The sequence below is a fragment of the Nosocomiicoccus massiliensis genome, from assembly GCF_002871345.2.
GTDB lineage: Bacteria > Bacillota > Bacilli > Staphylococcales > Salinicoccaceae > Nosocomiicoccus > Nosocomiicoccus ampullae_A.
The window spans coordinates 1,084,951-1,107,913 of record NZ_CP136964.1; the positions used below are offsets into that span (position 1 = coordinate 1,084,951).

Genomic DNA, 22,963 nt, shown 5'->3' on the forward strand with positions numbered 1-22,963 from the left:
GCGGTTATTTTTTATAATAATTTTCTTTAGTCGTTTGACGTTCACGTGCGATTGCTAAACTATCTGATGGTACATCGTCTACTACAGTACTTCCCGCAGCGATAACCGAGCGGTCTCCAATCATAATTGGTGCCATCATATTCGAGTTACACCCGACAAATGCATCGTCTCCAATGATCGTTTTGTGCTTATTTACACCATCGTAATTCACTGTAATTGTTCCACAACCAATGTTCGTTCGTTTTCCGACCTCTGCATCTCCAATATAACTTAAATGCGACACTTTTGCACCATCATCAAGGAAAGATTTTTTAGTTTCTACAAAGTTTCCAATTTTTACAGACTTTCCGATTTTTGTTCCTGGTCGAACTTGTGCAAATGGTCCAACTGACGTACCGTCACCAATTTCTGAATCTGTAATGACAGAGTGTCTAATTACAACGTCGTTACCGATTCTTGCGTTCGTGATTTCACTATCGCCTCGAATGACACAATTTTCACCGATGACCGTTTCACCTTCGATAACTGCTCCAGGATAAATGACAGTATCTCTACCGATTTCTACCGTACTATCGATGTACGTATTTTCAGGATTAATAATCGTAACTCCATGATCCATTAATCGGTCTAATATAACAGTTTGATATAAATAACGGGCATTTGCGAGCTCTTTTCTCGTTTCTACAGTAAATATGCCAAAGTCTGCTTCAACAGCTCCGATTGATTTCGCCATGTTTTCAATCGTATCTAATTTTAAAGTGTTTAACTTGCCTTTTTCGACGAGCAACAACTGGCCATCGACGACGTAAATATTCTCGATATCTTCTTCGTATAAGCTTTTATACATTTCGTCAAAAATGAGTGGCGAACGGCTATCTACAAATACTGTGTCCTTGTCCTCTAGCTGACTTGTATCCGTCAGAACTTTGTATGAGTCAAATGACTCATTTAATCCTTCTTTTGACGTTAAATAAATATCATTTACACCCGAAAGTTTTAACTGGTTAATGATATGCTGTAATAGCGTTGTCCCACATAACGTATGTAATGCGGTATGTGTATTTGATTTCATCTGAGATGTATCGACATCTGTTAAAATCACTGCTTGCTTATGCATAATACAATATGCCTCCAAATCGTTTCTTCTACCATTATTTTACAGTATTTCCTAAGAAATTTAAAAAGATAAAAAGCTAGGACAGCGTATATGCCCTAGCTTTCCATACGATTATTCTTCGTCTGATTCAACCGCTTCAGTTTCTTCTTCATCTTCCGTTGACTCTTCAGGTACGTCTTCAGTTTCATCGTAGACGCGCATCACTTCTTCTTGTACGTGCTGTCTCATTTCTGAGTTGATTGGGTGAGCGATATCTCTGAACTCTCCATCTGCTGTACGTTTACTTGGCATTGCAACAAATAATCCATTGTTACCTTCAATAACTCTTAAATCATGCACAACAAACGCGTCATCAAACGTAATTGACGCTAATGCTTTCATTCTCGTATCTTGATTATTCACTTTACGTAATCTTACATCAGTAATTTTCATATTGTGTGAATCCTCCTGTAGTCAATAATACGGACATGTGTTTATATTATTTAAAAGAAGCCACAAGTTCGATTTCTACTTTTACATCTTTTGGTAAACGGCTCACTTCAACACATGATCTCGCTGGTAGTTTACCCGTAAAGTATTGTCCGTAAACTTCGTTTACGACATCGAAGTCATTCATATCTGAAATAAAGATTAAAGTTTTCACGACGTTCTCATATCCAAGTCCAACTTCTTTAAGTATCGCGCCGAGATTTTCTAATACTTGTGTCGTTTGTTCTCTCACGTCATCAGACACAATTTCACCGTTTAAATTTAATGGAATTTGACCAGAAGTGAAAAGTAAATCTCCAGCTTTCATTGCGTGACAATAAGGCCCGATTGCTTTTGGTACGTTTTTCGTATTAATCATTTCAGTATTCATAAATAAACACATTCCTTCCTATAGTTTATTATTATCTTTTTCTAAAATATTCTAAACAATTTCCTTCTTCGACGACAAATGTTTCATTATATTCATCGATTTTTGATACTTTAACAATTGACGTATAGTCTTTATATCTACGGTTCCCAGGTGTATCTTTTGACTCGACGAGTACACTGACACCGACGACTGTCGCTTTAAATTCTTCCATCAACGTAATGACACCATTAATCGAACCGCCTGCACGTAAAAAGTCATCGATAACGAGTACACGGCTACCTTCTTCTAGCGTACGCTTTGCTAAAATCATCGTTTCTATTTTACGCGTTGACCCTGAAACGTAATTGACAGATACCGTCAATCCTTCCGTAATTTTATTGTCCTTACGAATGACTGCGACGGGCACATTTAATTTACTCGCAACTGCATGCGCCATCGGAATCCCTTTTGTTGCGATTGTAACAATCGCATCGATTTTTTTATCGTCATACATCGTAGCAATAAGGTCTCCGAATTGCGCCATGAGAGATGAATTGCCGACAATATCAGATAAGTATAAATATCCACCAGGTAAGATACGTTTTGTTTCAGAAATCTCTTGTTTAAATTGGTCGACGATTTTCGTGGCTTTCTCATAACTAATATGTGGGATAAAAGTCACCCCACCTTGTGCGCCGTGCGTCGTCTCGATTCTACCGATAGATTCCTCTTCGAACACTGCTTTTATAATTCGAAGGTCTTCACTGATCGATGATTTTGCTTGTGAAAATTTGTTAACAAATACAGATAACGGGATACGTTCGTTTGGTCGTCTCGATAAATACTCCGTGATAAAAACGATGCGCTCACTCCGTTTAAACTTCATTTGCTTCTCCTCACTTATGTTGAATTAGCCGATAAGTCGTACTTTATATACTTCGTCACAAATACCTTTAATTGCGTTATATAACTGTGTCGCTTGATGTTCTTTTTTACAAATACCATAAACCGTTGGTCCGCTTCCGCTCATGAGTACCCCGTCTGCTTTACTTCTTCTGAAGCACTCGAGTAAATTATCGACTTTTTTATAACGCGTTCGAGTAATTGGTTCAAGGTCATTAGACAACGCGTCAATCACGTCATAATAACTTCCGTTATTTAACGCTTCGACCATGCGTTTTGTCCCTCGGTTTGATTTTTCGCCTTTTAACGCGCCATATATACGTTTTGTTGACACGCTAATATTCGGTTTGGCAAGCACAATCCACGCATGTCCTGCGCGTTTTAATGGTGTCGTAATTTCTCCACGCCCTGTTGCGAGTCTCGTGCCTCCATATACACAAAACGGAATGTCTGACCCGATTTCTGCACTGCGTCTAGCAAGTTCGTCAATATCGATATTTAAATCGTATAGTGTATTTATTCCTCTAAAGGTTGCAGCGGCATCTGCACTACCTCCACCAAGTCCCGCAGCTACTGGAATCGATTTGTCGATATGAATATCCACGCCTTTAGCACCGTACTCTTGCATAATAAGTGCAGCTTGGTAGACGAGATTTTTCTTATCGAGTGGTAAAAACCCGTGATTTGAGGACAGCACGATACGGTTATCTTCGCGTTTTTTGAACGTTAAATAGTCGTTTAAATCAATTGTCGTCATCACCATTTCAACTTCATGATAGCCATCATCTCTTTTATGAAGTACATCAAGCGTTAAATTAATCTTTGCTGGTGCTGTTTCAATATGCATATCATCCGCCCTCTACCTATTAGTAAATTACTTATTATGATACTAATTTTTTCATATTATCTAAAGAGAAAACTATCCTCTCATCATAAAAAAAAACGGATTAGAGAGTTCTAATCCGTATATATATAATATTTTAGTTATGGCACACTAAAAGATATTATCTGTTCATACCGTCAGAAAGTACTTTTAAGTTATATCTTAAATATTCGATATACGTACTTGCTTCACTGTCTCGGTTACCAATTTCGTCACTGTACAGTGGCTTTTCGTAAATTGGTACTCCTGACTCTTTAGACACAGCTTCCATCGGACGTCTATCGACGTTTGATTCTACAAATAAGACCGGCGGATTATGTTGTTTTACAAACTCTGTCGCGTCTTTAATTTGTTGTGGTGACCCGTTATCTTCTGTGTCAATTGCCCAAATATAACCTTCTTGAATATCATATTGTTCTGTTAAATATTGAAATGCAAACTCACTTGCGACTAAAATGCGTTTTTCATCTGGAATATTTTCAAACGTTTCGCGATATTCCGCTTCAATGTCTTTTAACTCAGAGATATATTCTTCTGCACGCTTTTTGTAGTAGTCGCTATTATCTGCATCAATTTCAATTAATGCTTGTTCGACCGCTTCAGCCATTTTAATGCCGACATTTGGATCGATAAACGAGTGTGGGTTGATTTCTTCATCTTTTGTGCCTGATGCGAGATACATTGGTTCGACTTCTTCAGTCGCACGGAACACTTTATTTTCGTCATAATTAATTGACGAAATGAACTTATCTAGCCATCCACCGTTTTCTCCTTCTAAGTTTAAGCCGTTATAGAATAATGCATCACTTTTTGTTAAAAACTGAATGTCTTCTGGCTTTGGATCGTATTCATGTGGGTCTGTTCCTAGTGGCACTAAGTTATGAACTTCCACATGATCTCCACCAATCGCTTCAACGATATCCGTCATAATAGAAAACGTCGATGTGATTTTTAGTTTGTCATTTTGCTCTTCATCTGCACTGTCAGATGAACAACCCGTTAAAATAAGTAGCGCAATTAAAACGCCAGAAATCCTTTTAATTAAATCCATTTCCATAGAACTCCCTTCTTAGGTGCAAAAATAAATGCAATTAAAAAAAATGCTGTAGCTACAAGTACAATCGTCGGACCACTCGATAGATTTAGCTTAAAGCTAAACATCAGTCCGATGATGGCAGAAATTCCGCCGAGACTTGCTGCAATTACGATCATTAGAGACATACGTTTTGTGAGTAGATATGCTGTCGCCGCTGGCGTAATGAGTAAACTCACGACTAAAATAACTCCTACTGTCTGTAACGATACAACAGTTACAAGTGTGAGTAGTACCATTAATCCGTAGTGAATAGTTTTCACTGGCATCCCGCTTGCTACTGCCATCGTCGGGTCAAACGTCGTAATTAAAAATTCTTTATAGAATAGGATAACAACGAGGATAACGACAGCTGCAACAATCATCGTTAACGTACGATCTATGTCGCGTACCGTTAGAACGTTACCAAATAGTATTTCGGTTAAATCCATCGCTGTATTTGCTTTTGCAATTAACAACACACCTATCGCAAAGAACGTCGAGAACACGATCCCGATGGCCGAATCATTTTTAATATTACTGTTCTGATTAATAAACCCGATACCAATCGCTGCGAGTAATCCAACAATTACCGCACCAACGAAAAAGTTAATACCAAGCATAAATGAAATCGCAACTCCTGGTAATACTGCGTGTGAAATCGCGTCACCCATTAAAGCGAGCCCGCGCATGACGATAAAACTCCCTATTACTCCACACACAATCCCTACAACCGCACCAGTTAAGAGCGCTTTTTGAAAAAATTCGTATGCGAGGATATCGTGAAAAATATTCATAACCATCATGCTTCACCTGCTTTCACGATAATATTGTCACCATATGCTTCTTTTAAATTCTTCTCAGTGAATACTTTTTCTACTGAACCGTAATCTTTAACACCGAAGTGGACTAAAATAAGTTCATCAAAATAATCGTGCACTTTACTTAAATCATGGTGCACAATTAATATCGTAATTCCTTCTTCAGCCATTTCTTTTAAGACTTTGATGATCACTTTTTCACTCTGTACATCAATCCCAACGAACGGCTCATCTAAAAAGACGAGATCGCTATGCTGTGCAAGTGTACGTGCAATTAAGACTCGTTGGAACTGTCCGCCAGACAGTTCACCAATTTGTCGGTCTTTAAAATCTTCCATACCAACTTTTTTCAAACTTTCTAACGTGCGCTCTTTTTCTTTTTTACCAGGTCTTTTAAGTACGCCTAGGTTCGGATACGTTCCCATAAGCACGCAGTCAAAAACCGTCACTGGAAACGTCATATCAATATCGACACGCTGCGGCACGTACGATATACGTTTCGCGTGATTTTTCATCGATTCGCCATTAAAAGTCACCGTACCAGTGTTCGGCACAAGATTTAACATCCCTTTAATAAGCGAAGACTTACCCGCACCATTCGAGCCGATAATCCCATATATATTACCTGTCTCCAATTCCAATGACGCATCTTTAATCGCATGAATATGCTTGTCGTATACGACATTTAAATTCTCTACCTTTAACATGTAAACCTCCTTATAATAACCTATTTTTAGGATACCTTATGTTTATTTTTTAGTCAATCCTAAACTTTGGTGGAGAGGTGTGTGGTTTGGGTATTTATTTGTACTTATTCGACTCTTTTTGAAGATAAAGCACTGGCTGGGGGCGTTTTTCATCACTCTTATTTACAAATTTGTGCCTTGGATGCTGGAATTTGTTAAATATATCCGGATAATTAACAAAAAATCGGAATTATGCGCTCTTTTTGTTAGATAAAAAATATATTTAAATAAAACTTTAAATACTTAAATTTCAAGTTTAAGTTAGCCACTTGAAAATAGTTAAATTCAGGGCTACCAATATAATTAGTATCTGTTCGAGGATAAGATAATACCTTTTTATCGTACAATGATTGAGCAACTAATAATGTTTTTGAAGCACTGTACTTAAATCTTTTGTTAGCTGTTGCTTGTAAATCAGACAAGCTAAATAATCTAGGTGCTTGTTATCTTTTCTCTTTAACATCAACATTTTTTACTTTTGCTCGATTAAGCTTACTGATACTATCAATGTTGTTTTCTCTTAAAAAATCATTTAATTCATCTTCTGTATCAAAACGCCCTGAATATTTACCTTCATACTCGCCTTTTTCAGTATAAAAAGTACCATAAAGCTCATAAAATGGCTTTGATACAAAATTCTCTATCTCTTGATTTCGTTGATAAATCATAAATAAAGTTGGTGTTTGCACTCGTCCGATACTAAAAACGCCATTCAGACCGTTATTCTGCATATACAACGTATATAAACGTGATAAGTTCATTCCAACCAACCAATCGGCAATCTGTCTAGTCTGTGCTTCTTTATAAGTAGAATAAAATTGTTTACCGTCTTTTAAGTTCTTCAAACCTTTTCTAATTTCATCAGTTTCAAGTGAGTTTAACCATAATCTTTTAATATCTTTTTTACCATTTCCCGAAAGATTAATTATTGATTGTGCAATATTTTCTCCTTCTCTATCACTATCTGTACCTATAATAATAGTATCAGCATTATCTAAATGCTTTTTAACAATGTTAAATTGTTTTGCAGCACCTTTTGAGACCTCAAATTTATATTGATCAGGAAACATTGGTAATTGCTCTAAACTCCATTTTTTCCAATCTTTATTATACTTTTCAGGTTCTGCTAAACTAACTAAATGACCATAACCATATGTAATTATCGCACTTGGTAATTCATCATCTGACACTTCAAAATAACCATTTTTCTTTTTTGATTGTTTAAAAGCTTCTGCATAACTTTGAGCCTGACTTGGTTTTTCAGCTAAAATAACTGTATTCATACTCTAACTCCTTTTCTAAAAAGAAAAAGTCATTGATCTACTATGTTTCTAATAATCTTTTCTATAAATACCCGCTCTTTGTCTATATCTTCTAAAAGTACGTTCATTGATACCAGTTTTTTCTTCAACTTCTCAATCACTTAACCCTTGCTTAAATAATTCAAAAGCATGTTTTAATCTAGGATTGTCTTTTGAATATTTGAAAGGTTTACCTTTATACTTCCCTTGTTTTTTAGCTATTTCAATCCCTTGTCTTTGTCTTTCTAAAATAGCTTCACGTTCTTTTTCTGCTTGATATTTATATAGCTCAATAATTAAATTCTGCAATAATTGTCTTAAATTATCATCTTCAACTCCTCTTAAAGAAGGTAAATCTAATATTTCAATTGTCGCACCTTTTATTCTTATTTCATCAAGTGTCCTTGTTAACTCCTTATTATTTCTTCCTAATCTATCAAGTTCAGAAACAACCACTATATCGCCTTCTCTTATGAAACTAAGCATTTCTTTTAAAGCTGGTCTATTTCTATCTTTCCCACTTAAATCATCTGTATATATTTTGTAGCAACCTGCTTTATTTAAACTTTCAATCTGCCGAGCAAAGTTTTGATCTTTATCACTTATTCTTGCATAACCGATTTTATGTTTTTCTTTATTCAATAAAACCACCTTATATATATGACCTATTTATATGTCCTAACATATTTATTGTAACTAAAATGCTTAACAAATGCACATATACCAACATTTATAAGTGTAAATTTTGGTTTTATTTCGCACTAACTTCAAGCGCTATGTTGCACTAATAGAACAAAAAAAGACTATTTCGCTAAATGAAATAGTCCTTTTTGTTACTTATTTTACTCCAATAACTAAACTATCTCGTGCAGCTTCCACTACTTCTGTCGTGATAGTTTCAAGGTTATTGATTTCTAATATTCTTTCGATTTGGGTGAAAAGTCTTTGGATAAGTCGAAAGTTTCCACTGGTAATTTTAATAATACTAGTGACAGCTTCATAATTAGCAAAATCTTCCAGTTGGACAGATAATCCTAACTCTTCCCATTTGTATTCCAGAATATGGTGGATCTCGTCTTTACTCAATCTGTCAAATTCATGGGCAAAACCTATTCTCGAGTAGAGTTGAGGATAACGAGCCAATCGCTTTTCTATACCCGGCATTCCAATAAAGATCATAACCACATCTTTTTGGTCATAAATATCTCTTAATTGTTCTAAATGCTGTACTTTTAATCGATCTATTTCATCAATAATAATGAGATCAATTTCTTCATACACATTCGTTGAGTATTTTTCTTCTGCTCCTAACTGAAGAACTCTATACATACTTTTAACCATACCCATTTTACCACCGATCATATCGATTTCATTCGTCATTTTAGTCGCCCGTATATAGAGTTAATGGAGGAAGTTCTTGGTTTATGAGAACACCTCTTTCCTACGATTAAATAAAATTAATCGTCAATTTTTATTTATCTAAGTAACGATAAAGCGTTGACTTGCTGATTCCTGTCATCTCAACAATTTCTTTCACACTATATTCTTCACTTTTGTACAATTTTATTGCTCGTTCGATATCTCGTTGGTTCACAGGAGGGCGCCCGCCTTTTCGCCCTCTAGCTCGAGCACTTTTTAAACCTTCTTTTGTACGTTCAACAATCAAATCTCGCTCAAATTGGCTAAATGCTTGAAATACAGTCATCATAAGCCGACCATGTGGAGTGGCAGTATCAAAATTCTCTTTTAAGCTGATCAACTTTATATTATGTTCTTCAAAGTAATTTACAAGTTCAATTAAATCTTTTGTACTGCGACCCAAACGAGAGAAGCTTTCCACGACAACTGTATCACCTGGACGCAATTTATCTTTCAGTCGATTTAATTGCGGACGGTTAGCTTTGGTTCCCGTCATCTTTTCGGTCAGTATTTCGTTGCAGTTATGTTCATTGAGCAAATCCAACTGACGAGACAATTCTTGTGATCGTGTACTTACCCTTGCATACCCATATATATACCCACTCATAATCCTCTTCCTTCTCTATTTTGATTTTCTCAATTGTATCATAAAGGGTGGGTAAAGATACGTAGATAAAGAGCAAAGTTTTGGCACTAAAAACCCTTCTTCTAGTCTATAAAAGTTGTTATTTAAAATCGTCCCATAATCGATTGTTTTTGAGACAAAGTAATTTATAAAAAATATGCCTCTAACGTTTTTAGCACGTTAGAGGCATATAAACTTCAGAAACTTATTAGTATACCTAAACCTTTTTGAGTTTTGATTGGATTAGTTAGATTTTAACAAACGAAGCCCATTTAGGATTACAACCAATGTACTTCCTTCATGGATAATGACACTGATTGCTATATCTGTTAATCCTAATAAGCTAACCACAATTAGAAAAGCGACGACTGCCATTGAAAAAATAATATTTTGCCAAATGACACGATTCATTTTGGTTGAAATATTATGAGATTGGACCAATTTGGATAAATCATTCTGCATCAAAACCAAATCAGACACTTCTACTGCTACATCGGTTCCGTCTCCCATGGCAATCCCTACATTTGCATTCACAAGGGCTGGGGCATCATTTACACCATCACCCACCATTGCTGTTAAGCCGTATTTCTCTTTTTGCTCGTCTATAATTCGAGATTTATCTTCTGGCATGACATTCGCGATTACTTCATCTATTTCTAATTGTTCCGCAACTGCTTTTCCTGTCATTTCTGAGTCGCCAGTGATTAAAGTGGTGTGTATGCCTTGTTCTTTAAAGTATTTAATGGTGTCTTTTGCATGTTCACTTGGAACGTCCATGAGAGCTATAAGTCCAATGACATTCTCATCTTCTGCTACATATACGACTGTTTTACCTTCTGATGCCCATTCATTATTTAAACGAATATATTCATCTGCAACCTCGTTAAACGAAGTTGGTTTTCCGATCCGATAATTTTTGCCGTTGTAATCTCCTGTCAACCCTTTACCAATCTGATTTTCTACTTCAATAGTCAGTTGATTTTTTTGTTCAAACTTTCTTAGAATGGCATCTGCTAAGGGGTGATTGGATTCTTTTTCAAGAGCTACTACGATATCAATCATATTTTCTACGTTCACGGAATCAGCAAAATGATAATTGGTTACTTCTGGTTTTCCTTTGGTCAAAGTTCCGGTCTTATCAAACGCAATTGCTTGAGTATCAGCTAATTGAGACAGATAAGAACTACCTTTTGAAAGGACTCCATTTTTGGCCAGATTAGAGGTCGTTGATAAGGTTACCGATACGGTAGCTGCTGCTAAAGCACATGGTGAAGCTGCAACTAAAAGAACTAATCCTCTATAAATACTTTGTGCCCATGTCCAATCAAATAGAGCAGGAGCTAATAACACGAACAGGGGAATAGCAATTAAAACAACTGTAACGTATTTCGGTTCAAATTTTTGGATAATACTTGCAGCTTTTGTTTGATTATCTTGGTTCTGGTTCACTAATTGTAAAATTTTTGAAAAGACTGTATCTTCGTTTTCTTTGGTGACTTCCATTGTAAACGTACCTGTCCCATTAATCGTACTCCCAAAAACGGTATCTCCTTTTGTTTTTTCATTGGGTATACTTTCACCATTAATAGACGATTCATCAATGGAAGTAGAGCCAGATAAAATGACGCCATCAATGGGTACTTGGTCACCATTTAATACCTGAAGTTGGTCTCCCACTGTTAATTCACTGACATCAACAATTTTTGTATTCCCATCAGGCAAAATTAACCGAGCAGTCGTTGGATTCATTTCGAGTAATTTCGTTATTTCTCGTTTACTTCTTCCTTCAGCGTAATCTTCCAGAAAATGTGCGCCTGAAAAAATGAGAATCAACAACGTTCCTTCCCAAAAATTCCCTATCGCTGAAGCTCCTATAGCTGCTAATCCCATTAAAATATGAGAATTAGGCGTGAACTTGTTATTTGTTTTTGTATTCTCAATTGTCTCTCCAAGACCTTCCAGAATAATGACATGATAGCCCGCACTAATTGTGGCGAGTGAGAACATGATGTTTTTTACGGTTTGATATTCGTCACTTAAGAACAGCGAAACAATTGCCAATGCCAAACCAATAAAGTATAAAACAATAGGCATCTTTCCGTGATAGTGGTCGTGGTTATGGTTATGTTTCTCTTTTTCCTGTGATTGTTGTTCTTGGATATTTTCCATTTTTATCACCTTTCTATATAATTTATTTGATTTTTGTAGACTTTTTTTGTGTCCTTTGTTTATTGTTTAACCAAGAGCAACGTCCAATGTCATCATGATAGCAAAACCAATCATAAATGCCATTGTCGCTACTTCGCTATGTCCATTCGTTTGAGAATTAGGAATCAATTCTTCAACACAGACAAATACCATGGCTCCTGCTGCAAAAGCTAATGCATAAGGTAAGATAACAGTTATCTGTGTGACCAGCCAAGCGCCAATAGTTGCTGATATAATTTCAAAAAGTGCACTGGATTGCCCCATATTAAATGCATGCCCTTTGTACTGCCTTCTGCTCGAATAGGCATTGAAAGCGCAGCACCTTCGGGAAAGTTTTGCAGCCCAATACCCAGTGCAAGCACCAATGCACTTGTAATAGCAGAAGCTCCTTGTCCAGCAGCTCCAAAAGCCACACCAATTGCCAACCCTTCTGGTATATTATGAATGGTTACCGCTAGAAACAAAAGGGTTGTAGACGATAAAGATGAAGCAACACCCTCAGTTTCCTCAACACCGCTTGTTCTATTATGCAAATGAGGGACCACGCCATCCACAACTCTTAAAAAGAGGCCTCCTACTAAAAAACCAACCAAAGCAGGCACAAATGACCAAATACCATAACCATTTTGCTCTGCAAAATCAATGGATGGCGCTAACAAAGACCAGTAACTTGCTGCAAACATAACCCCGGCAGCAAAACCATTCATAATGGCAAGAAGTTTATCATTCACTTCATGAAATAAAAATACTAAACTCGAACCTAGGACGGTCATTAGCCAAGTAAATACACCCGCTAATGTTGCTTGCCAGATTGGGTTTAAACTCAAAAACCAATCAACCATTAAAATACACATCCTTTAACTGCCGTAAAATATTTTTCAACTTGAGTTAGACTAATAGAAATAGTATAACTATACACCGACTTTTTTGTGTTTTGCAACTTCTGAACTCGCATGCTTGCCGAAGTAAGGCAAGGATTCATATATTTTGGGCTTATCCAGTATCCATCTCCTTTCATATGTAAATCGGAATGATTATGATTCACATATGAAGTTTCGTTCATATGTTTACGAAATCATATTAACTCACTGTATGAGCTTTGTCAAGACAAGATGCTTCTTGTTCAAATGGACTACTATTATGAATACAAAAGTCTTAATTTAGTCTATAAACTAAAAACTCGCATCGTTTTACTCATGTGGTATTATATATATGAACGGAAAATCATATGAGAGGAATAAGAGCATATGCATACATCAACATCTTCGCCAATCAATAAAGAGAAGATTCAATCAATAAGCAAATTATTCAAAGTGATTAGTGACCCTACACGCTTGTCGATTCTCTTTCTTTTACAGAAAAAAGAACTCAGTGTTGGAAACATTGTGCTTGCATTGGATATGGAACAGTCCGCGATTTCACACCAACTAAAAATATTGAAAGATTCGCGTTTAGTGAAGGCAAGGAGAGAAGGGAAAAGCATGGTTTACAGTCTTGATGATCTTCATGTTTTCAGTATTCTCGAACAAGTCTTAACTCATATCAACGAACTAGAACAATAAGAGCAAATAATATATAAAACTAAATGGAGGTTTTTAAAATTTCAAAATCAGAGAAACAAGAAAAGCACTCGACCTTTGGTAGACCGCGGTTTCCGTCCAACCTTTTCGAGTAAGTCGATATTCTTGGTGCGCATGATGCCACTGTCGATCCAATTGTAGAGGGTTGAAGTACTTGGAATGATCGCCGGATCAAACAGGTCCATGGCTTTATTAACCACTGTATCTGGAGACCATTTGTCTTCAAGCATTTTTCGATCCGCCCATTCAGTGAATCGCTCCGTTTCCACCCATTTGGGACGGCGGCCACAGTTCGCACGATTTCGCAGATAAATGTCATGATGCAGCTCTGCGGAGTAGACCTTTTTATAGTAGGTATACGTCTTGCCATTCTGTTTCTGTTGGCTTTTCTGCGTGACAGACGCTGTATTGATGGCATTATTGATGGTTTGTGGACTACGTCCAAGCAAAGACGCAATCTTTCGATTGGATAAATCAAGTGCTTTATACGCTTCAATTTTCTTCATTTCACCGTATGTAAGGTGTTTAGATTTGCGTGATTCTGTGTTATTATCTACATGGGTCATGTGAATTCTCCTTATATTGGTTGGTGGTACATTCAATATAACATGAAATTCACATGGCTTTTTTTATTTTAAGTGGCTAGGTTGATTATAAAATCTTCCAAAACTTTAAATATTCTATAAACTAAAAAAATAATATAAATTAAAGTTATTTTTAATTAAAAACTAAAACATATACTTATTTTATAGGGTAATATTTTACTTATTGACAAAATTTATTTCTATGAGAAAATAAGGATACATTCAGTAAACGGAGGAATTCAAATTGAATAAGAAATTATTGATATTTTTATCTTTATTACTACTAGTGCCTCATTTGGTGTATGGAAAAAGTGTCTCAGCCGTGACTGAAACAAACGAAAAAATTAGCATTTGGAATAATTATATGAGTAACAAAGAACTACAAAACTTCTTTAAAGAACATGACTTAAATTCTAAAAATGTAGAAAGCGCCTACCAAATCCAAGATAATGATTAAGCTCATTATATTCTAAATGTCCAAATTAATGGCAATGGAGATTTCATAAATATATACTTTGCAAATGAAGAATTATTTTCTTACAGCATTCAAAAGTATGATGATAAAACACAAAATTCAGCAACATTTGAGCTTTACGATGCTGTAGATAATACATTAATAATGAGTGAGTCTATCTCTAAAGATAAAGAAATTACTACCAATTATTTAATATCAGAAAATGAAGTTAGTACATATGCATTAACAGACAAACAAGTCTTCGCTTTAGAATGGGCTTGTATATTCTCAAGCTACATGGGATGTATAGGAACATCACTAGCTGTCGGAGCAGCTGGAACACTAATTTCTGGTCCCGTAGGAACTGTTACCGGAGCCCTCGGAGGATGGGCTTGCAGATACCTTTTCCAAACAGCAGTCGAAAAATTCGGTGGCAAACAAGCTGCTTGTAAAGTCTTTAGTTAAGGTGAGCATTACTTTATGAACAAAAGAAAAAATCATTTAAAAGTAGTTTCATGGATAATATTAGTAATATTTATTGATGTAATACTATTCTCGTTTTTACCTGATTCTAATTGGTTAGAAATATTATTTAGTTTCTCTACTATCATGATTGTAGGTGCACTAGGAGTAACTATAATTTTAAAAATATTTGATTAATTTTTATTCCTGTTTACACCTGGTGTGACCAACAGCGAAGCAAGATAAAAAAGCTGTAGAATGACTTGAGAACAAACGACCTCAAGTCATTTGAATTTTTAGTATGTTTATGTTCGATATTCTAGAAAAACTTTCTCATAATGATAGCATCCTTAAATCTTTACAACATTTGCATGTTGCCTCTCCATATTTATTTCGATTTTATAGACATTCATGACAAAAGGCCCATATTAGGTCTTATACACTCAATTTTATGATTTTTAAGGAAATTTATCCTTTAGATGATTAAAAACCTTATTTCACTGATTAAGATCAGGACACCACGCTGTTCATCCCTCTTATTTACAAAAATGATCTGGGAATACTGAAATTTGTTAGATATATCCGGATAATTAACAAAAAATCGGAATTCTGACCTCTTTTTGTTAGATAAAAAATTATATTTAACAAAAATCGATCGGCTCGGACGAAATATGTTAAATATATCCGGATATCTAACAGAATCACGATTTTTTTGTTAAATATAATTTTACGATGTTGTCTAATTACTCTTTACAAGATAAAACACTCTTATTTGCCCCGTTAACTGCAGGACACCATGCTTTTCATCACTCTTATTTACAAATTTGTCCCTTGGATGCTGAAATTTGTTAAATATATCCGGATAATTAACAAAAAATCGGAATTATGCGCTCTTCTTGTTAGATAAAAAATTATATTTAACAAAAAGTGATCGCCTTAGACGAAATATGTTAAATATATCCGGATATCTAACAGAATCACTAAAATTTTGTTAAATATAATTTTCCAAAATTTCCTAATTACTCTTTTAAAGATAAAACACCCAAACGCCCCAAAAAACCCCTATCTCCACAAAACTCCTGTAAACTATAAGTAACATTTTTATCGAGGAGAGATATTATGGATGCTTATGAAATTCGTCAAGAGATTCGAAATGGCCGACATAAGAATACGACGTCTGGTTTAGCAAATGATAACGTGCAGGCGAATCTTGTTGTGCTACCTAAAGCGTACGCATTTGATTTTTTACTGTATGCACTTCGCAATCCAACACCCATTCCGATTATTGAAGTGCTCGAAGATGGTAAGTGTAACAGCCGCTTCGCAAAGGATTCGGATATTCGTACTGATATTCCATTTTATAACATTTATAAAAACGGAACGCTCGTCGACACCGTCGAAGACGTAAAAGACATTTGGCAAGATGATTTTGTTTCATTTTTAATCGGATGTAGCTTTACTTTCGAAGACGCGCTAATGAAAGGCGATATCTCGCTTAAGCATATTGAACAAAATAAAAACGTCGCGATGTATAAAACGAACATCCCAACAGAGCGTGCAGGTATTTTTCATGGTAATATGGTCGTTTCAATGCGCCCGATTAAAAAGAATCTAGTTGATAAAGCAATCGAGATTACATCTCAGTTTAAAGATATGCATGGAGGTCCGGTTCATGTCGGAGATCCACGTGCAATTGGGATCGAAGATATCACAAAACCTGATTATGGTGATTCGATCGATATTGCAGACGATGAAGTACCAGTATTTTGGGGATGTGGAGTCACTCCACAAAACGCAATTTTACAAGCGAAACCTTCGATTATGATTAGCCATAAACCAGGGCATATGTTTATTACTGACATTAATAACGAGGCGTTTAAAGAAGAATAAAAAATGAGTCCTATTTTGAAACTTCTATCCGTTTGGCTATCAAAACCAACCATTCGAGAGTTCAAATAGGACTCGTACTTTTTATAATGCATTTAGTTATTATGCTCTACTTCTTCTAATATTGCTAAAACTTCTTCGCGCGTCGGCATTCCACTTTGCGCGCCGAATTTCGTAACACTCAGTGCACCTGATGCGTTCGCAAATCGTAAACTTTCTTTCAAACCTTTTCCGCGTGCGAGTTCACTTACAAGTGCACCGTTAAAAGTGTCTCCTGCTCCTGTCGTATCGACAACTTCTGCTTTAAAACTTCCGATACTTACTTCTTTTTTATCTTCATAATAAAAACAACCATTCGAACCGTTCGTCACGATAATTTTGTCGATATAATCATCCATTAAATTTGAGTGGTAGGACTTTAACTGATCCAGCTCGATTTTGTTCGGTGTGATGTATGTACATGCGTCTAAAATGTTGTCCGTGAGTGCCGATGCTGGCGCTGGATTCACTATTAACGGCACATCGTTTTCTTTACAAATTGTCGCGAGATAATCGACTGTTTCGATTGGAATTTCTAGCTGTGTTAACACGTAATCACTATCGATTACTTTATCTTTATGTACTTCTAAAAATTCAGGAGTTACGTGTGCGTTCGCACCAGGCACGATAATAATCGAGTTGTCTTTGTCTGCGAGTGTAATACACGCAAGCCCTGTCGGTACGTTTTTAACGGGTGTTTCATCAACAAAGGTAATTCCGCGCGACTTAAAGTTTTCTAGAATCTCTTTACCGTAAACGTCGTATCCAATTCTACCGATAAACGTCACGTCACTTCCGAGTTCTCTCGCTGCTACTGCTTGGTTCGCTCCTTTACCACCACACGTCGTCACAAAATCATTACCAATAACCGTCTCTCCTGTTTTCGGAACGATATCTGTCGTAACGACGAGATCCATATTCAAACTCCCAACGACCATAATCTTTGGAATTGTCATTGATTATCATCCTTAGCTTTTACAAATTTTATTCGTTTATATGATTCTAACAGTATAAAACAAACAATTAAAAGTCGATAGTTATATGAGACATAATAGAAATAATATCATTAATAGAAATTCATATTGATCTCAGTTATTTATTTCGTATTATATAAAATAAAGTTATAATAATATAAATTAAATTAAAAAGGAGGTCTTTATATGGAATGGAAAATATTCCCTTTCTATAACTTATTTTTACTTGTCGGTCTTGGAATTTATTTATCAGTTTACGGCTTCTATCTTTCTGAGGGAAAGCTTGCTTATTCTGTTGCACTTTGCGGTGCACTGCTGATTGGACATGGTATCTGGAGCAGCATCCTCATGAGCAACAAGTTCAAATAAAAAACTGCACATCATTGATGTGCAGTTCTATAATGTAAGTATTTAGTTTGCCACTTCTTCGTCTTCAATCAATACAAGCTTCTCTGTCTTGTCCTCATTGAAAACTGTGACTTCTACATGTTTAGTCAAGATGTCTGAGTATGAATATGATACACATTCAAAATTATGTTTTTCTGGATCGAGCTCGACGATGAAGATTGCTGGATGTGTTTCTCTTAACACACCTTTTCGTCTTACGATTGTTCGTCTACCGCCTTGTGCTTCAAGTAATACTGGATTTCCTACTTCGTCTTCTAAGATTCCTCTTATATCTCTCAATGTCTTTGCCATAGTTCATCCACCCTTATCTTTACTTATCTTATTGTACCATTTTTTCACAATTTAGTCAATTTATTTTAAAAAGATACGGGTTTAGACTATACATTGAGATTCATATTTGTTAAAATTTAAGATTACTATTTTTGAAACTTTCATAAATACGTGCGTATTCTTGTATTGACAAGCTTTCACCGCGTCTTTTCGGATCGATTTCAGCGGCTTCTAACATCGCAAATATGTCTTCTTTTTTCTTTTTACCGTCTTTAAATAAGCTTTGATAGTTATTGTATATCGTCTTTCTTCTCATGACGAACGCACCACGCGTCAGTTTAAAGAATGTTTCTTCATCGTCTACTTTGACAGGAGGATTTTCGTGTCTCACGAGTTCTACGACGATCGAGTCAACGTTTGGTGGTGGCATAAACACTGTTTTGGGTACGTTTTGAATGATTTTAGCTTCTGTATAGTACTGAATCGCAATCGATAAAGAACCATAATTCTTGCTGCTCGGTGACGCACTTAGACGTTCACCGACTTCTTTTTGCATCATCGTGTAAAAGCGTGAAATCTCTTTATGATACATTAAAAAGTTCATAAGAATCGGTGTCGTAATATAATACGGTAAGTTTGCGACGACGATAACTTCTTTTACGTCAGTGAATTCTTCTTTAATTACTTTTTCAATATCTGCTTGTAAGACGTCTTCATGGATAATTTTAATGTTGTCATATGGACTTAACGTGTCGTTAAGCACTGGAATCAGGCGGTCGTCGATTTCAAATGCGACGACTTTTTTAGCCACTTTTGCAAGCTGTTCAGTCAGTGACCCAATCCCTGGACCTACTTCAATAACACCGATGTCGTCGTTAATTCTCGCTTTTTTTAACACTTCTTGTATAATATTTCTGTCGATTAAAAAATTCTGTCCTAAACTTTTTTTCGTGCTAAAGTTATACTTTTCAACGATTTCTTTTGTACGACCAATTGTTGCGATGTCTTTCATCTCTATCATTCCTTATAATCTTTTAAAGCGTCTAAAATCAACTCTTTTTGAATGTTATATCGGTTAAATTTTTGATGCATACTATTTGCATTCGCGTATCCTATGTTTAGCTTCTCTGCCACGTGATGGCGTCTTTTTTTAGAATCTGGTTGCCCGGATAACTGTAAGTCGATCATGTCACTTTTTGTTATCGTTTCGACTTCAGTTTTAGCACTCGTCACGACTCTTTTTAGCGCATCTTTTAAATCTTCGGGCGATGCATTTTCAACGCCGATTTTCCCTCGTTTGTTTTTGGCTTTGTTACGACTGATGAACGCCTCTTTAATATTTGGAAATCGTTCAAGTATCGTATTTCGAATCTTTTGTCCGGGGTAATCTGGATCTGTAAATATAATTGCACCACGTGTATTTAATGCGACTTCGATTTCATCGAGTGTTCGTTTGTTTATTGCTGAGCCGTTCGTTTCAATAGTCTCACAATCAAACACCTCATTTAAACGACGTGTGTCGTCTCGGCCTTCAACGATAATGACCTCTCGTATGTATGGTTTCACTATAATTCTTCCTTTTAAGAAAAACAGGGGCATTATAGCCCCTATTTAAATATTATATATTCTCTTTGCATTTTCTGTCGTTGCCTTTTCGACTTCTTCTACAGAAATTCCACGCAGTTGTGCGATTTCTTCAGCGACGAGTCGAACGAGTTTTGGCTCGTTACGTTTGCCTCTAAATGGATGGGGTGTTAAATATGGTGCGTCTGTTTCGACGAGTAATCTGTCGAGCGGCACATATTGCGCCACTTCTTTCGGACGCTTCACGTTTTTAAATGTAATAACACCAGCAAGTGATACGTAAAAGCCCATATTTAACACACGGTCGATTTGTTCATCAGTACCGTTATGGAATGAATGCATAATACCACCGACTGATTTTGCATCGTGCGATTCTAATATGTCTATCGTGTCTTCATCTGCATCTCTATTGTGGATGACAATCGGTAAATTCACACGCTTTGCGAGTTCAATTTGTTTAATAAACACTTCTTTTTGAATGTCTTTTGGTGACTTATCCCAGTGATAGTCGAGTCCGATTTCGCCGATAGCGACGATTTTTTCGTGACTGGATAATGACTCAATCCACTCTAAATCCTCATCCGTACAATCAATTGCGTCGACTGGATGCCATCCGATAACGCCGTACACTTCGTCATACGATTCGATTAATTCCATCGTACGCTCAATTGTTTTACGGTCAAACCCGATAACGACGAATTTTTCTACGCCGTTTTCTTTTGCGCGTTCTATTACCGCATCAACTTCACCTTCATATTGATCTGCGTTTAAGTGAACGTGTGTATCAATTAGCATCGAATCACTCCTTAATTACTTTACAATGCTTCCGTTTTCTATACCGTTTGGTACAGATACGAGCGTTAATCGTGCATCTTTTTCTGCTGTTAGAATCATTCCTTGAGAAAGCTCTCCGCGAAGTTTCACAGGTTTTAAGTTCGTCACGACGAGTACTTTTTTACCGATTATTTCATCCGCTTCATAATGCTCGCGAATACCTGACACGATTTGACGCTCTTCATTTCCTAGATTGACTTGAATCTTTAGTAATTTATCTGCTTTTGGATGTTCTGATGCGTTTACGATTGTTGCGACTTTAATTTCGACTTTATCAAAGTCATCAATCGAAATTTCTTCTACTTCTTCAGCGTCTTCTTTAGGTGCTGCTGGAGCAGTCTTGGCCATCTCTTCTTTAATAAACTGAACTTCTTCTTCGACTTCAAGTCTTGGATAAATTGGCGTTGCTTTCTTTGATACTGGTGAGCTAAATGCAACTTGTCCATATGTGTAAATTGTGTTGTACTCTGTTTGAATTTCTTCAGTCAATCCGAGTTGTTCAAAAATCTTTTTAGAACCTCTCGTTAAGAATGGTTGCGTTAAAATACCGATAATACGGATATTTTCAGCGAGATGAACCATCACGTTACCAAGTGCTTCTGTTTTTTCTTCACGAGCTAAAATCCATGGTGTTGTTTCATCGATATATTTGTTCGTACGGCTTACAATTGTCCATACCGCTTCAAGTGCGCGGTTAAACTGTAAATCGTCCATTGAATGTTCATACTTTTCAATGCTTTCTTTTACTGTGCGTTCTAAGTCAGCGTCAAAGTCGTTTTGTGCTCCGTTATACTCCGGAACTTCTCCACCGAAGTATTTGTTAATCATCGATACTGTACGGTTCACTAAGTTTCCTAAATCGTTCGCTAAATCGTAGTTCATACGGTCAACGAATGCTTCAGGTGTAAATACTCCGTCAGAACCAAATGGTACTTCACGCATTAAGTAGTAACGTACTGCATCGAGTCCAAAGCGCTCAACGAGCATACCTGGATACACGACGTTCCCTTTAGACTTAGACATTTTACCGTCTTTCATCAGTAACCAGCCGTGACCAAAGATACGTTTAGGTAATGGAAGATCTAGAGCAAGTAACATAATCGGCCAATAAATCGCATGGAAACGTACGATTTCTTTACCGATCATTTGAACGTTTGCTGGCCAATATTTTTCAAAGTTAGACGGGTCATCACTTTTATACCCAAGTGCTGTAATGTAGTTTGCAAGTGCGTCAATCCATACGTAAATGACGTGTTTCGGGTTTGAACGCACTGGGATTCCCCAACTAAATGACGTACGCGTTACAGCTAAGTCTTCGAGTCCTGGCTTAATAAAGTTATTGATCATTTCATGCTTTCTTGATAATGGTAAAATGAACTCTGGGTTTTTATCATAATATTCTAATAGCTGATCCGCATACTTACTCATCTTAAAGAAATAACTTTCTTCTTTTACACGCTCAACTTCGTGACCGCTCGGCGCTTTACCACCAATTACATTGCCGTCTTCATCTTTATATACTTCAGCGAGTTGTGTTTCTGTAAAGTATTCTTCGTCTGAAACTGAATACCAACCTTCATACTCTCCAAGGTAAATATCACCTTGCTCTAACAGTTGCTCAAAAATATCTTGAACTGCTTTTTTATGGTACTCATCTGTCGTACGGATAAACTGATCATTTGTAATGTCTAGTAATTCCCACAGCTCTTTAATATCTTTTACCATACCATCGAGATACTGTTTTGGTGATTCATTTAAGCTTTTTGCTTTCGTTTCAATTTTTTGACCATGCTCATCTGTACCTGTTAAGTAGTGCACGTCGTATCCTTGTAGGCGCTTATAGCGTGCAAGAACATCTGTTGCGATTGTTGTATACGAGTTACCGATGTGCAGTTGACCACTCGGATAGTAAATTGGCGTCGTAATATAAAATGTTTCTTTCGTCATGGAAATC

22 protein-coding genes and 4 pseudogenes are annotated in these 22,963 nt (G+C 36.3%); 5 read left to right on the forward strand and 21 right to left on the reverse strand.

Features of this window, described 5'->3' with window-relative positions:
* Positions 1 to 4: 4 nt before the first annotated feature.
* From CJ229_RS05675 to CJ229_RS05740, 14 genes and pseudogenes are all read right to left on the reverse strand, one after another.
* Positions 5 to 1,117, reverse strand: coding sequence for a DapH/DapD/GlmU-related protein (locus CJ229_RS05675; RefSeq protein ID WP_102167572.1), 1,113 nt, complete (start codon positions 1,115 to 1,117; stop codon positions 5 to 7).
* A gap of 111 nt (positions 1,118 to 1,228) precedes the next feature.
* Complete coding sequence (gene spoVG / locus CJ229_RS05680; RefSeq protein WP_040928183.1) at positions 1,229 to 1,549, reverse strand: septation regulator SpoVG; 321 nt, start codon at positions 1,547 to 1,549, stop codon at positions 1,229 to 1,231.
* Between the two features lie 46 nt (positions 1,550 to 1,595).
* Entirely contained in the window at positions 1,596 to 1,976 is a 381-nt protein-coding gene (locus CJ229_RS05685) for a RidA family protein (RefSeq protein WP_040928182.1), read from the reverse strand.
* Between the two features lie 31 nt (positions 1,977 to 2,007).
* The gene (gene purR, locus CJ229_RS05690) at positions 2,008 to 2,841 is read right to left on the reverse strand and encodes a pur operon repressor (RefSeq protein ID WP_317846525.1); all 834 of its coding nucleotides are present in this window, start codon (positions 2,839 to 2,841) and stop codon (positions 2,008 to 2,010) included.
* Positions 2,842 to 2,865: 24 nt separating this feature from the next.
* Positions 2,866 to 3,705, reverse strand: coding sequence for a 4-(cytidine 5'-diphospho)-2-C-methyl-D-erythritol kinase (gene ispE / locus CJ229_RS05695; RefSeq protein ID WP_070458327.1), 840 nt, complete (start codon positions 3,703 to 3,705; stop codon positions 2,866 to 2,868).
* A 157-nt stretch (positions 3,706 to 3,862) separates the two neighbouring features.
* Positions 3,863 to 4,792: a metal ABC transporter substrate-binding protein gene (locus tag CJ229_RS05700; protein ID WP_102167605.1), complete on the reverse strand. Its 930-nt coding sequence runs from the start codon at positions 4,790 to 4,792 to the stop codon at positions 3,863 to 3,865.
* Positions 4,783 to 5,619, reverse strand: a complete 837-nt coding sequence (locus CJ229_RS05705) for a metal ABC transporter permease (RefSeq protein ID WP_040928179.1) — start codon at positions 5,617 to 5,619, stop codon at positions 4,783 to 4,785. The genes CJ229_RS05700 and CJ229_RS05705 overlap by 10 nt, the downstream gene beginning before the upstream one ends.
* A complete protein-coding gene (locus CJ229_RS05710) occupies positions 5,616 to 6,341 on the reverse strand; it encodes a metal ABC transporter ATP-binding protein (RefSeq protein WP_102167571.1) in 726 nt (241 codons plus the stop codon). The genes CJ229_RS05705 and CJ229_RS05710 overlap by 4 nt, the downstream gene beginning before the upstream one ends.
* A 245-nt stretch (positions 6,342 to 6,586) precedes the next feature.
* Positions 6,587 to 7,663: pseudogene (locus CJ229_RS05715) on the reverse strand (DNA topoisomerase).
* A 48-nt stretch (positions 7,664 to 7,711) separates the two neighbouring features.
* Positions 7,712 to 8,323 (reverse strand): annotated as a pseudogene (locus CJ229_RS05720) (recombinase family protein).
* A gap of 195 nt (positions 8,324 to 8,518) precedes the next feature.
* Positions 8,519 to 8,965 (reverse strand): annotated as a pseudogene (locus tag CJ229_RS05725) (AAA family ATPase); the annotation flags it as partial.
* A gap of 187 nt (positions 8,966 to 9,152) precedes the next feature.
* Positions 9,153 to 9,707 (reverse strand): recombinase family protein, encoded by a 555-nt coding sequence (locus CJ229_RS05730; protein WP_070623068.1) that lies wholly within the window; start codon positions 9,705 to 9,707, stop codon positions 9,153 to 9,155.
* Between the two features lie 261 nt (positions 9,708 to 9,968).
* Positions 9,969 to 11,894, reverse strand: coding sequence for a heavy metal translocating P-type ATPase (locus CJ229_RS05735; RefSeq protein ID WP_317846526.1), 1,926 nt, complete (start codon positions 11,892 to 11,894; stop codon positions 9,969 to 9,971).
* A gap of 66 nt (positions 11,895 to 11,960) precedes the next feature.
* Positions 11,961 to 12,775: pseudogene (locus CJ229_RS05740) on the reverse strand (ZIP family metal transporter).
* A gap of 405 nt (positions 12,776 to 13,180) precedes the next feature.
* Here CJ229_RS05740 and CJ229_RS05745 point away from each other — a divergent pair.
* Positions 13,181 to 13,495, forward strand: coding sequence for an ArsR/SmtB family transcription factor (locus CJ229_RS05745; RefSeq protein WP_068130419.1), 315 nt, complete (start codon positions 13,181 to 13,183; stop codon positions 13,493 to 13,495).
* Between the two features lie 47 nt (positions 13,496 to 13,542).
* On the opposite strand, the gene CJ229_RS05750 is transcribed toward CJ229_RS05745, so the two are convergent.
* Positions 13,543 to 14,079 (reverse strand): helix-turn-helix domain-containing protein, encoded by a 537-nt coding sequence (locus CJ229_RS05750; RefSeq protein ID WP_317846527.1) that lies wholly within the window; start codon positions 14,077 to 14,079, stop codon positions 13,543 to 13,545.
* Between the two features lie 262 nt (positions 14,080 to 14,341).
* Between CJ229_RS05750 and CJ229_RS05755 the strand changes: the two genes are divergently transcribed.
* The 3 genes from CJ229_RS05755 to CJ229_RS05765 all read left to right on the forward strand — a co-directional run bounded on the left by CJ229_RS05755 (position 14,342) and on the right by CJ229_RS05765 (position 16,903).
* Positions 14,342 to 14,554, forward strand: a complete 213-nt coding sequence (locus CJ229_RS05755) for a hypothetical protein (RefSeq protein WP_070709242.1) — start codon at positions 14,342 to 14,344, stop codon at positions 14,552 to 14,554.
* A 162-nt stretch (positions 14,555 to 14,716) separates the two neighbouring features.
* The gene (locus CJ229_RS05760) at positions 14,717 to 15,016 is read left to right on the forward strand and encodes a hypothetical protein (protein ID WP_070709244.1); all 300 of its coding nucleotides are present in this window, start codon (positions 14,717 to 14,719) and stop codon (positions 15,014 to 15,016) included.
* A gap of 1,116 nt (positions 15,017 to 16,132) precedes the next feature.
* Positions 16,133 to 16,903, forward strand: a complete 771-nt coding sequence (locus tag CJ229_RS05765; protein WP_102167874.1) for a putative hydro-lyase — start codon at positions 16,133 to 16,135, stop codon at positions 16,901 to 16,903.
* Positions 16,904 to 16,995: 92 nt separating this feature from the next.
* Here the strand turns inward: CJ229_RS05765 and rbsK are convergent, their stop codons facing one another.
* Positions 16,996 to 17,895 carry a ribokinase gene (gene rbsK, locus CJ229_RS05770; RefSeq protein ID WP_308409560.1) on the reverse strand — a complete coding sequence of 300 codons (900 nt, stop codon included), beginning with the start codon at positions 17,893 to 17,895 and terminating at the stop codon, positions 16,996 to 16,998.
* A 204-nt stretch (positions 17,896 to 18,099) separates the two neighbouring features.
* On the opposite strand from rbsK, the gene CJ229_RS05775 reads away from it, so the two are divergent.
* Entirely contained in the window at positions 18,100 to 18,282 is a 183-nt protein-coding gene (locus CJ229_RS05775) for a hypothetical protein (protein ID WP_102167873.1), read from the forward strand.
* A gap of 42 nt (positions 18,283 to 18,324) precedes the next feature.
* Here the strand turns inward: CJ229_RS05775 and CJ229_RS05780 are convergent, their stop codons facing one another.
* The 5 genes from CJ229_RS05780 to metG form a co-directional block, all read right to left on the reverse strand.
* Positions 18,325 to 18,612, reverse strand: coding sequence for a Veg family protein (locus tag CJ229_RS05780; protein ID WP_040928170.1), 288 nt, complete (start codon positions 18,610 to 18,612; stop codon positions 18,325 to 18,327).
* Positions 18,613 to 18,721: 109 nt separating this feature from the next.
* The gene (gene rsmA / locus CJ229_RS05785) at positions 18,722 to 19,609 is read right to left on the reverse strand and encodes a 16S rRNA (adenine(1518)-N(6)/adenine(1519)-N(6))-dimethyltransferase RsmA (RefSeq protein WP_257993716.1); all 888 of its coding nucleotides are present in this window, start codon (positions 19,607 to 19,609) and stop codon (positions 18,722 to 18,724) included.
* Entirely contained in the window at positions 19,609 to 20,157 is a 549-nt protein-coding gene (gene rnmV, locus CJ229_RS05790; RefSeq protein WP_257993714.1) for a ribonuclease M5, read from the reverse strand. Before rnmV ends, rsmA begins: the two co-directional genes overlap by 1 nt.
* Positions 20,158 to 20,202: 45 nt before the next feature.
* The gene (locus CJ229_RS05795; protein ID WP_070458283.1) at positions 20,203 to 20,970 is read right to left on the reverse strand and encodes a TatD family hydrolase; all 768 of its coding nucleotides are present in this window, start codon (positions 20,968 to 20,970) and stop codon (positions 20,203 to 20,205) included.
* Positions 20,971 to 20,985: 15 nt separating this feature from the next.
* Positions 20,986 to 22,956: a methionine--tRNA ligase gene (gene metG / locus CJ229_RS05800; protein WP_317846528.1), complete on the reverse strand. Its 1,971-nt coding sequence runs from the start codon at positions 22,954 to 22,956 to the stop codon at positions 20,986 to 20,988.
* Positions 22,957 to 22,963: the final 7 nt, after the last annotated feature.

Coding starts and splice junctions, on each gene's coding strand:
- CJ229_RS05675 (WP_102167572.1), bottom strand. CDS start 1,117: ATGCATAAGCAAGCAGTGATTTTAACAGATGTCGATACATCTCAGATG.
- spoVG (WP_040928183.1), bottom strand. CDS start 1,549: ATGAAAATTACTGATGTAAGATTACGTAAAGTGAATAATCAAGATACG.
- CJ229_RS05685 (WP_040928182.1), bottom strand. CDS start 1,976: ATGAATACTGAAATGATTAATACGAAAAACGTACCAAAAGCAATCGGG.
- purR (WP_317846525.1), bottom strand. CDS start 2,841: ATGAAGTTTAAACGGAGTGAGCGCATCGTTTTTATCACGGAGTATTTA.
- ispE (WP_070458327.1), bottom strand. CDS start 3,705: ATGCATATTGAAACAGCACCAGCAAAGATTAATTTAACGCTTGATGTA.
- CJ229_RS05700 (WP_102167605.1), bottom strand. CDS start 4,792: ATGGATTTAATTAAAAGGATTTCTGGCGTTTTAATTGCGCTACTTATT.
- CJ229_RS05705 (WP_040928179.1), bottom strand. CDS start 5,619: ATGATGGTTATGAATATTTTTCACGATATCCTCGCATACGAATTTTTT.
- CJ229_RS05710 (WP_102167571.1), bottom strand. CDS start 6,341: ATGTTAAAGGTAGAGAATTTAAATGTCGTATACGACAAGCATATTCAT.
- CJ229_RS05730 (WP_070623068.1), bottom strand. CDS start 9,707: ATGAGTGGGTATATATATGGGTATGCAAGGGTAAGTACACGATCACAA.
- CJ229_RS05735 (WP_317846526.1), bottom strand. CDS start 11,894: ATGGAAAATATCCAAGAACAACAATCACAGGAAAAAGAGAAACATAAC.
- CJ229_RS05745 (WP_068130419.1), top strand. CDS start 13,181: ATGCATACATCAACATCTTCGCCAATCAATAAAGAGAAGATTCAATCA.
- CJ229_RS05750 (WP_317846527.1), bottom strand. CDS start 14,079: ATGACCCATGTAGATAATAACACAGAATCACGCAAATCTAAACACCTT.
- CJ229_RS05760 (WP_070709244.1), top strand. CDS start 14,717: ATGAGTGAGTCTATCTCTAAAGATAAAGAAATTACTACCAATTATTTA.
- CJ229_RS05765 (WP_102167874.1), top strand. CDS start 16,133: ATGGATGCTTATGAAATTCGTCAAGAGATTCGAAATGGCCGACATAAG.
- rbsK (WP_308409560.1), bottom strand. CDS start 17,895: ATGACAATTCCAAAGATTATGGTCGTTGGGAGTTTGAATATGGATCTC.
- CJ229_RS05775 (WP_102167873.1), top strand. CDS start 18,100: ATGGAATGGAAAATATTCCCTTTCTATAACTTATTTTTACTTGTCGGT.
- CJ229_RS05780 (WP_040928170.1), bottom strand. CDS start 18,612: ATGGCAAAGACATTGAGAGATATAAGAGGAATCTTAGAAGACGAAGTA.
- CJ229_RS05795 (WP_070458283.1), bottom strand. CDS start 20,970: ATGCTAATTGATACACACGTTCACTTAAACGCAGATCAATATGAAGGT.
- metG (WP_317846528.1), bottom strand. CDS start 22,956: ATGACGAAAGAAACATTTTATATTACGACGCCAATTTACTATCCGAGT.